This window comes from Rhodoferax sp. RT5P35 (genome assembly GCF_056521385.1).
In genome coordinates, this window is the sequence record NZ_JBWMAX010000259.1 from 1 (window position 1) to 1,157 (window position 1,157).

The 1,157-nt window shown below is 59.6% G+C and carries 1 protein-coding gene; it reads right to left on the reverse strand.

Annotated elements, in window-relative coordinates:
- Positions 1 to 135: 135 nt before the first annotated feature.
- Positions 136 to 1,155, reverse strand: coding sequence for a Rieske 2Fe-2S domain-containing protein (locus tag AC097L_RS25475; protein WP_479589490.1), 1,020 nt, complete (start codon positions 1,153 to 1,155; stop codon positions 136 to 138).
- Positions 1,156 to 1,157 lie beyond the last annotated feature (2 nt).

Sequence of the window (1,157 nt, forward strand, 5' to 3'; positions counted from 1 at the left end):
GGACGAGCAAGTGTCGCAGGTGGGCCAGGAATTTCTGCGGCAACTGCGCATCGTCGCGGCAGCGAGGCGGGAAGATCCCTGGCGCGGGCCGCTTCGAATGGGGCTTAGACGCTAGCTGGTTCGAAGTAGCCATGGTCAAAACCTTACACCGGCTTCCTTCGCAGCCATTCGATAGAGTGCTTGCCGCATCAGCAACCCGGGTTTGTCGGGCGCAAAATTGAGGTCAAACTGCTGCTCCGTGTCACCGCGTACGGCTTCCATGATCCATTGCAGCGCGTCTACGTCTTCCAGGTACGCCTTCGCCGAGGCCGCATGCAAATAGGCGTCCGTCTCTGGATCCAGAAGCTTGAAGTTGCGGCTGTTGAACCACCAGTAATGGATGCTGTGATTGGTTTCAGGCGTGAAAATATGCGTGATGTTGAAGCGGTAGGTGTGTGGTAGTCCACTTGGATCGTTGTTGTCCACTATGCGCGCATAAGCCGTGTGCAGTGCAGGGGACACGAAGCGCGCATCCGAGAACCGGTCCACCGGTTTTCCGACAAGTCCGGTCGGCACGCCATAGATACCGGGTGGAGACGAGTTGCGCAGTGCGCGGTCGATGATGACCATGTCGCCTTCTTCGCGCACGTTCAGTTTCGAGCGTGCGTATTCCGGTGTGCCCACCGCGCCCGGATGCAGGAACGGAAAGTGGGTCTGATCCAGCAGGTTCTCGTGCATAGCCACGTAATCGGAATTGATGTGAAAGCTACCTTCGACGCTTTTCCATTCCGGGCTTGCCAGCCACTCTGTGTCGGGTACCAGTGACTCATCGGCGTGGTCGGGTTGCCCCATCCAGATCCATACCAATGGCCCGCGTTCCACCGTCGGAAAGCTGCGCACATTGGCGTTTGTCGGTACGATCGGCATCGCCGGCATGTTCACGCAGCGGCCAGATGGATCGAACTGCATGCCGTGGTAGCCGCACACAAGAGCGTCTCCGATCAGCTTGCCTTTGGCGAGGGGAAAGGACCGATGCGGGCAGCGGTTGCGGACAGCGACGACATCGCCGGCCAGCGTACGGTACAGCGCTACCTCGACGCCAAGCAGACGGCGGCTGAAGATCTCCCGCGATACCTCGCTTGCCAGCGCTGCGACATACCAGCAGTTGCGGACCAGAG